The sequence below is a fragment of the Spongiibacter sp. genome, assembly GCF_041602295.1.
Taxonomy (GTDB): Bacteria; Pseudomonadota; Gammaproteobacteria; order Pseudomonadales; family Spongiibacteraceae; genus Spongiibacter.
This window is the reverse complement of the sequence record NZ_JBFIGO010000118.1, coordinates 1-7,552: the sequence shown is the minus strand read 5'-3', so window position 1 is coordinate 7,552 and position 7,552 is coordinate 1. Positions and strand designations below refer to the sequence as shown.

Here is a 7,552-nt window from a genome sequence, read left to right as displayed (position 1 = left end):
GTGCTGAGGTGCTGAGGTGCTGAGGTGCTGAGGTGCTGAGGTGCTGAGGTGCTGAGGTGCTGAGGTGCTGAGGTGCTGAGGTGCTGAGGTGCTGAAATAATTAACTGCGACGCTGCAGCCAGCTGTGCCGCTGGTTATTGATGTCGTCACTATCGCGTTGTTCACGGCGAGCCTCGTCACTGCGCTCAACTGTGCGATAGCGCTCAATGAGCTGTTCCATACTTTTACTGTGGCGACGGGCACTCAGCCACTGCTGATGAATCTCTTCCAACTGCAGGGCACAGCGCTTAACGCTGTCGCCCTGTTGACGTATCGCCATAGCGAGACGGGCGAGAAATTCACGGCTTTCCTGCAGCTGCTTCACATCACCGCTTTGCTCGGCGACAGCGGAGCTGTAATCGGCGTAATACTGCTGAAGTTCTTCCAACTTTTGCTGTTGATGTAAATACTGTTGCTGCACCGCCGCGCACCGCGTTGCTTGTTCTTGCTCTTCGCGCTCGGCAAGCTCCTTTACAGGCTCCAATCGCAGTGATTTTTTATCAGCACTCACAACTCACCCTCTATCTGTACTCGAACATCTCGCCCCGGTATGCTCAGGGCTGCTCTGCAGCATCGCTGGTCAGTAACAGCGCCAACTTGTCCAGCGCATGGTCATAACTTTCCGCTTCGTCAAAGCCCTGTTGCAGAAATGCCTGAATGCGCGGCCACAATGCAATCGCCTCGTCGACCCGGGCATCACTGCCGCGTTGATAGGCACCGATGGTAATAAGGTCCCGGTTCTGCTGGTACAGTGCGATAATTTGTCGCAGGCGTCGTACCAAGCTCTGTTGCGCTTTGTCAGTAATGTCATTCATCGCCCGGCTTACCGAGCGTTCGATATCAATCGCCGGAAAATGTCCGGCATCGGCAAGGCTGCGCGACAACACAATATGTCCATCCAAGATGGCCCGAGCCGAATCCACTATCGGGTCATTCTGATCGTCACCCTCGGCCAGCACTGTGTAAAACGCCGTGATCGAGCCGCCCCCTTCAGCACCGTTGCCGGCGCGCTCCACCAGCGCAGGCAGTCGCGCAAACACCGATGGCGGGTAGCCTTTGGTGGCCGGCGGCTCGCCGGTAGCCAATGCTATTTCCCTCTGAGCTTGCGCGAAACGCGTCAGAGAATCCATTAGTAATAACACCTGTTGTCCCTGGTCGCGGAAGTGCTCCGCCACGGCGCTGGCCAACCACGCAGCGCGCATGCGCATCAGCGGCGGATGATCGGCCGGCGTGGCGATCACCACCGCGTGACGCATATCGTCACTGCCGAGAATATTGTCGATAAAGTCCTTAACCTCGCGGCCGCGCTCTCCAATAAGTGCCACAACAACGACATCGGCCTTGGTGTAACGGGTCATCATGCCCAACAGCACGCTTTTACCAACCCCGCTGCCGGCAAACAGCCCCAGTCGCTGTCCCTGCCCTACCGTCAACAGGGCGTTGATAGCGCGCACGCCAACATCCAGCGGCTCTCGGATAGGGCGCCGCAGCAGCGGATTAATCGGCGCGGCGTTCAACGGCCGATGTTCAGTACAACGCAGTGGGCCGCGACCATCCAGAGGCTGCCCGGCACCATCGATCACTCGCCCCAACAGCTCGTCACCCACAGGCACATGGGAGCCCTTGCCGATTGGCCGCACCCGCGCATGGGGCATCACCCCGCGCAACTCCCCAGTGGGCATCAACAGAATATGGTCACTGGCGAAGCCCACCACCTCCGTTTCCAGCCAATCGCCGTCAGTGGTTTCCACCTCGCAATAGGCACCGATGGCCGCTTTGCAGCCCTCAGCTTCAAGCAGGGTACCGACAATGCGGCGCAGCTGGCCTTCGGGCGATGCCAGCGCCTCAACGCCGACCGCTTCGAGCTGCTGGCGCAACAGGGAAAAGTGATCGCGCAAATGCTGACCGGGGCGCAGCTTATCCACAACCCGCATCCAGCCCGCTTAGGGTATCGTTGAGCAAATTCTGCAAACGCGTCTCCAGCCGTCGGTCGATTTGCGATATCCGCGTCTTGATCAAGCAGCCCCCACGACTGACGTCGCTGTCCTCGAGAATTCGCCAGCCGGGCTCAAGCGGCTCGCCGTCGGTCTCGGCCAGGCCTCGCAAGGTCGCGACATCGTCGGGGTTCAAGGCGATCTCCAAACCACCCTGCACCGCCGGCAACAGGTCCACCGCACGCTGCACGGTGTCGCGCAATAATTCGGGCTGTAGCGATAGCTCGCGGCCCAACAAAACTTTGGCCAAGGTACAGGCGAGCCCCGTCAACTGCTCCTTTAGGCTGTCCTCTAACCACGACATCGGTTCGCGCAAGGCGGCAACCAGCAATTGCAGCTGCTGGCTCTGCTCGCCGAGTAACCGACGCGCCTCGGCCTCGCCCTGGGCAAAGCCCTCCTGTCGAGCCTGCTCGCGCAGTGCCTCTAATTGCTGCTGAGTCTCGCTGGCCTGAGAGCCACCACCGACATCAGCCGACGCCAACGGCTCACCACTGCGCGGCCGCCCACCGCCTCCGACAATTTCGGGCAGCGCCCAACGCATCGCACCGCTTGTCTCAGCGCCGGCAAGTGGTGGCGGTGCCACCTCCTCCGTTGTGAGAGAACGCAGCGGCAAACGCTGAAAGCCGTCACTCACAGCCACCTCCCACTGCACTTACACATAGTCATCACCGCCCCGCCCAAGATCAATCTGCCCATCGTCAGCCAAATTGCGCGCGATGGTTAAAATCTCCTTCTGCGCCTGCTCGACTTCACTGATTTTAATTGGGCCGCGGGCCTCCATATCGTCAACCAGCATTTCCCGCGCACGCTTGGACATATTGCGCAGTATTTTTTCTCGCACTTCTTCGGCAGCGCCCTTCAGTGCTATCGGCAACAGGTCGGAGGACACTTCCCGCAACAAACGCTGCATGCCCTTGTCGGGAATATTGCAAAGGTTGCTAAACACAAACATGAGGTCACGGATACGCGTCGACAGCTCTTCATTACTTTGCGCGACACTCTCTAAAATGCGATTTTCAGTATCGTTGTCCAAGCCGTTAATAATGCCCGCCGCTGCCGCCGCACCATCGACATCGCGATTTTTAAGCTTGGCACTGACCGACAGTTTTTTCTTCAGGATGGACTGCAGCTGGTTCATTGCGGCATCGGGAATGGTTTTCATATTCGCAATGCGATAAACAATGTCGTTTTGCTGTGCTTCAGGGAACTGCGCTAGCACTTTCGCCGCCTGCTCCTGCTCTAAATGGGCGAGCGTAATGGCAATCATTTGTGGGTGCTCATCGCGAAGCATCAGTACTAAGGCATCGACCTCCACCCAGCGCAGTGCGTCCATTTCATCGCTGTCGTCGGAATCCCCAAGCACGCGTTTCGCCAGGCTAGCGCCTTTCTGCTCCCCCAGTGCCGAACTAAATACCTTGCGCATATACGAGGGCACACCCACCGCCAGCGAGTTTTCCGACTCTGCACTTACATGGAAAGCCTTTACCACCTCTACGGCGCGCTGATTATCCACCCGCTTGATGCCCGCCATCGCGCTGCCGATGCGCTCGACATCACCCGGCGAAACATGCTTAAGCACTTTGGCTGCATAGCTCTCCCCCATCATCAGCAGTAACAAGGCGGCTTTTTCACAACCGCTAACGGTAGCCATAGCAGCGGCGCTGCCGGTTTCGGTATTATCCATTGTCTTCATTCACCCATCGGTTAAGCACTTGTGCGACCCGACGCGGGTCCTCTTCCACCATTCCGCGAACATCGACCAATTGTTGTTCAAAACCCATGCCCCCACGCCCCGCGGCAGCACTGCCACCCGGCGCGTCTAGCGCCGCCATCGGCGGCGCCTGATACTCCCCGCTCAAAGGCGCCGCTGGCGAGCTACTGCTGGTTAGGGCCGGCCGCGAATTCTGCAGCAAGCTGCGCATACCAGGGCGCAGTACGGCGAAGACAATAATCAGCAAAGCAATACCCACTAGTAGCTGCCTCAGCAAATTGGCAAACCACGCCTGCTCCCAAATTGCCGGCGCAGGCGCCTCGCCATCAAACATGCCCTCTTCACGAAAATCAGCGGCCATGACCGTCACCCGGTCACCGCGCTGTTGCTCGAAGCCCACGGCGTCCTTAACCAGTAAGGTCATGCGTTCAATTTCGGGATTACTCAAGGGCTCAATAACCGTCTCGCCCTGCTCATTGACCCGGCGATGATTATCGACCAGCACCGCCACCGACAATTTCCTCAACTGTCCACTGGGATTGCTGCTGTGCTCCAGCACCCGTTCAATTTCATAGTTGCGCGTCACCGAGCGATTGCCCATTGCGGTGTCGACCACTGCGCCCTCGGCCGCGCCGCCCGTTAATGCCGGCTGATTGGTCAGCGCACCGGGAACACCCTGACCGGCCGCGCGATTCGCCGCACCGCCGGTTGCCTGCTCGTTGATTTGTTCACTGCGAACCACCTGTCGGTCTGGATTCCAGCTCTCGCGGCTCTGCTGCTCACTGGAAAAATCGATGTCCGCAGCAACCGTCACTCTCACCCGCCCCGAACCGGCTATCGGTCGTATCAAGTCGGCAATACGGTCTTCATAGGCCTGCTCGATACGCCGGCGATAGCTGAACTGGCGTCCGCTCAGCTCGAGTTGGTCGTCGGCCTGGCGGCTCTCACTGAGCTGCTGCCCCAGTTGATCGACGACGGTCACGTCGCTGGCCTGAAGACCGCCAATGCTACTGGCGACCAAGTTGATAATGGCGGAGACATTCTTCGGTGACACCTCACTGCCCGGATAGACATCCAGCATAATCGAGGCACTGGGTGATTTTCGATCCCGTACAAATACGGACTGCTTTGGGATGGCCAAATGCACACGGGCGCGGCGAACCTGTTGTAGGCTTTCTATGGTCGAGCCGAGTTCCTGTTCAAGGGCGTGGTGGTATTTCTTTGACTGCATGAACTCACTAACGCCAAAACCCTGCTCTTTTTCCAGCATTGCCATGCCGGAACCATCGCGGCCTAAACCCTGGCCAGCCAAGCGAATACGGGCGTCGTGAATCTGCTCGGCGGGCACCATAATGGCGCCAGTGCCGTCCTGAATCCGGTAGGGAATAGCCGCCATCGTCAAGGCGTCGACTACCGCTGACGCGCGTTCGGCGGGCAGAGAGGAATACAATGTACGGTAGTCGCCGGTCTGCGACCACAGCACCGATGCCACGCCCAGTGCCACACTTGCCGCAATACCGACCAAAATGAGCAACTGGCGCAACACGTCGTTTTTAGCGGCACTGGCGAGCAGCGTATTAACGGAAATTGACGATGACTCAGCCATGCTGATGTGCCTCATTCATACCGTAGAAAACAGCCATTAAATCGACATCCTCATCACTTCCTTGTAGGCGTCGACTAATTTGTTGCGCACCTCCACCGCCGCCTTAAAGGACACCTGGGCCTTCTGCATATTAACCATTACTTGAGCAATGCTGACATCGGCATCACCGCGCTCGAACGCCGCCGCCAGCTGACCAGCGTGCTTCTGGCTGGCATTAATATTGTCGAGTGACTGCTTCATCATTTGACCAAAATCCACCTTGGGCGTTTCGGCCACGGCGTCGCTGGCCGCCGGTGCTTCCAGCGGGCCCAACGGCGACTGCTGGCGCAGCGCGCGTATCTGATTCAGGATGGAATCTACCTGCATACCGTCTGACATCGCTATTCCCCCCTACCCCAGCTGCAAGCTTTGCTCGCGCAGCCGCGCCAGCTTATAGCGCAAGGTACGCGGACTAATTCCCAGTATCTCCGCGGCCTCTTTTTTAGACCGCCCCTGGCGCAAAGCATCCTGAATACGCATGCGCTCCTGATTGCGCATAAAGCCATCTAGCGCAACCTCTCCGCTCGCGGCGGTGTCACCAAACAGCACCATGCCTTGCTCAAACTGGATATCCCGATCTTCTATCTTTGCTTGTTGGCGCAGGATCATCGCGCGCTGAATCACGTTGTCTAACTCCCGCACATTGCCCTGCCAGGCGTAGGCCAATAATTTGCGCTGCGCCGCAGCACTGAGCGGGTCGTCGATACCGGCCAACTCAACATCGCGACTGATAAAGTGGTGGGCCAGCGGTAAAATATCGCTGCGCCGCTCGCGCAGAGGCGGCAAATACAGTGGAAAGACATTAAGGCGGTAAAATAAGTCTTCGCGAAATTCGCCGTCTGCCACAGCCTGGCGCAGATCGCGGTTGGTGGTGGCAATCACCCGCACATCCAGCGTTAGGCTGCGGCGGCTACCCAGCCGTTCTATCTCGCGCTCCTGCAGGACGCGCAGCAGCTTGGCTTGCAGACCAATATCCATTTCAGAAATTTCGTCCAACAGCAGCGTACCGCCCTCAGCTTGTTCGAACTTACCTGCGTGACTGTTGATGGCCCCGGTAAAAGCGCCCTTCTCATAGCCAAACAGCATCGCCTCCAACATATTCTCGGGGATTGCCGCGCAATTCAGTGCAATGAAAGGCCCCTTTCCACGCCGGGACTGCTGGTGGATATGACGGGCGTACACCTCCTTGCCGACACCGCTCTCTCCGCACACCAGGACAGTTGCATCGGTGGCAGCAACCCGATTGGCAAGGTCGCGCACAGCAATAGACGCCGCATCTACGGCGATCAAAGAGCTCATTGTCCAGTCCCCCGCTGTAGCAAACTGGCTTGCCAGAGGCGCAGTTGCCGCCGGGAGAGAAGCAACTCGCGCTGACACACGCTAAGTCGCCGCAGCGCTTGACGGCGGTCAGTTGCATTGAATTCAGAGCGTAGTTTCGGCATGTCTAAAAACCTATTGCGATTCACACCGTTACTACTGCAACACTCATACCAATTTTTTTTATTATAAAAATCAACAAGTTAACAAAACACAAACCGGAAACGACAAATTTTTGGCGGAGCAAGCAAGTAAATAAACACAAACTAACGACGAACATATGCCGCAAAAAAATACATCGACAACGCAGAATATGGCGAATGGAAAATATGCTAATTAGAGAGAGGGACTTCTAGACCACGGCCTCGCTTCTCACCCAAGGCCGAGCTTCTTCATTTTTTCAGCAAGGGTGGTGCGCTGCAGACCGAGCAATTGCGCAGCACGTGTCACCACTCCCTGCTCGCGCTCCAGCGCCTGGCTGATATAGTGCTGTTCCAAGTCCTGAAGATAGGATTTAAGGTCGAGACCTTCCTGGGGAAGACTCACCCTCGATGCGGCTTGGCAATCGTCGTCATCAGCGACATCATTCGCTTGAGGCCTGGCCAACAGGCTACTCAACAACACGTCTTGATCTTCACGCTCGCTAAGCTCCGGCTCATCGTCAACCAATTCAAAGCGAAACTTCTTCGGCAAATCGCCAACCAGTAGACGCCGACCACCATGAGTAATGGTCAGGCGCTCCATCAGATTTTCCAGCTCGCGGACGTTGCCGGGCCAGTTATAGCGCTGCAGTGCTCGCAGCGCGCCGTTGGAAAAACTGGGGGCCGACATGCCGCGGGCCTGAAG

8 protein-coding genes are annotated in these 7,552 nt (G+C 57.6%); all 8 read right to left on the bottom strand.

Translation table 11 applies throughout. The features are described from left to right. Positions 1–100: 100 nt before the first annotated feature. Entirely contained in the window at positions 101–550 is a 450-nt protein-coding gene (gene fliJ / locus ABYM29_RS13850; RefSeq protein WP_372865370.1) for a flagellar export protein FliJ, read from the bottom strand. 43 nt (positions 551–593) lie between these two features. Continuing rightward, the gene (fliI, locus tag ABYM29_RS13845; RefSeq protein ID WP_372865371.1) at positions 594–1,919 is read right to left on the bottom strand and encodes a flagellar protein export ATPase FliI; all 1,326 of its coding nucleotides are present in this window, start codon (positions 1,917–1,919) and stop codon (positions 594–596) included. Positions 1,920–1,956: 37 nt separating this feature from the next. Beyond that, a complete protein-coding gene (locus ABYM29_RS13840; protein ID WP_372865369.1) occupies positions 1,957–2,667 on the bottom strand; it encodes a FliH/SctL family protein in 711 nt (236 codons plus the stop codon). 18 nt (positions 2,668–2,685) lie between these two features. Continuing rightward, a complete protein-coding gene (gene fliG / locus ABYM29_RS13835; RefSeq protein WP_372865368.1) occupies positions 2,686–3,726 on the bottom strand; it encodes a flagellar motor switch protein FliG in 1,041 nt (346 codons plus the stop codon). After that, positions 3,710–5,350, bottom strand: a complete 1,641-nt coding sequence (gene fliF / locus ABYM29_RS13830; RefSeq protein WP_372865367.1) for a flagellar basal-body MS-ring/collar protein FliF — start codon at positions 5,348–5,350, stop codon at positions 3,710–3,712. Before fliF ends, fliG begins: the two co-directional genes overlap by 17 nt. A gap of 36 nt (positions 5,351–5,386) precedes the next feature. Continuing rightward, positions 5,387–5,728, bottom strand: a complete 342-nt coding sequence (gene fliE / locus ABYM29_RS13825; protein ID WP_372865366.1) for a flagellar hook-basal body complex protein FliE — start codon at positions 5,726–5,728, stop codon at positions 5,387–5,389. Positions 5,729–5,740: 12 nt separating this feature from the next. Beyond that, on the bottom strand, positions 5,741–6,688 hold the full coding sequence (locus ABYM29_RS13820; protein WP_372865365.1) for a sigma-54 interaction domain-containing protein: 948 nt from the start codon (positions 6,686–6,688) through the stop codon (positions 5,741–5,743). Positions 6,689–7,078: 390 nt separating this feature from the next. After that, the coding region (locus ABYM29_RS13815; RefSeq protein ID WP_372865364.1) for a helix-turn-helix domain-containing protein at positions 7,079–7,552 on the bottom strand (474 nt) is incomplete at its 5' end.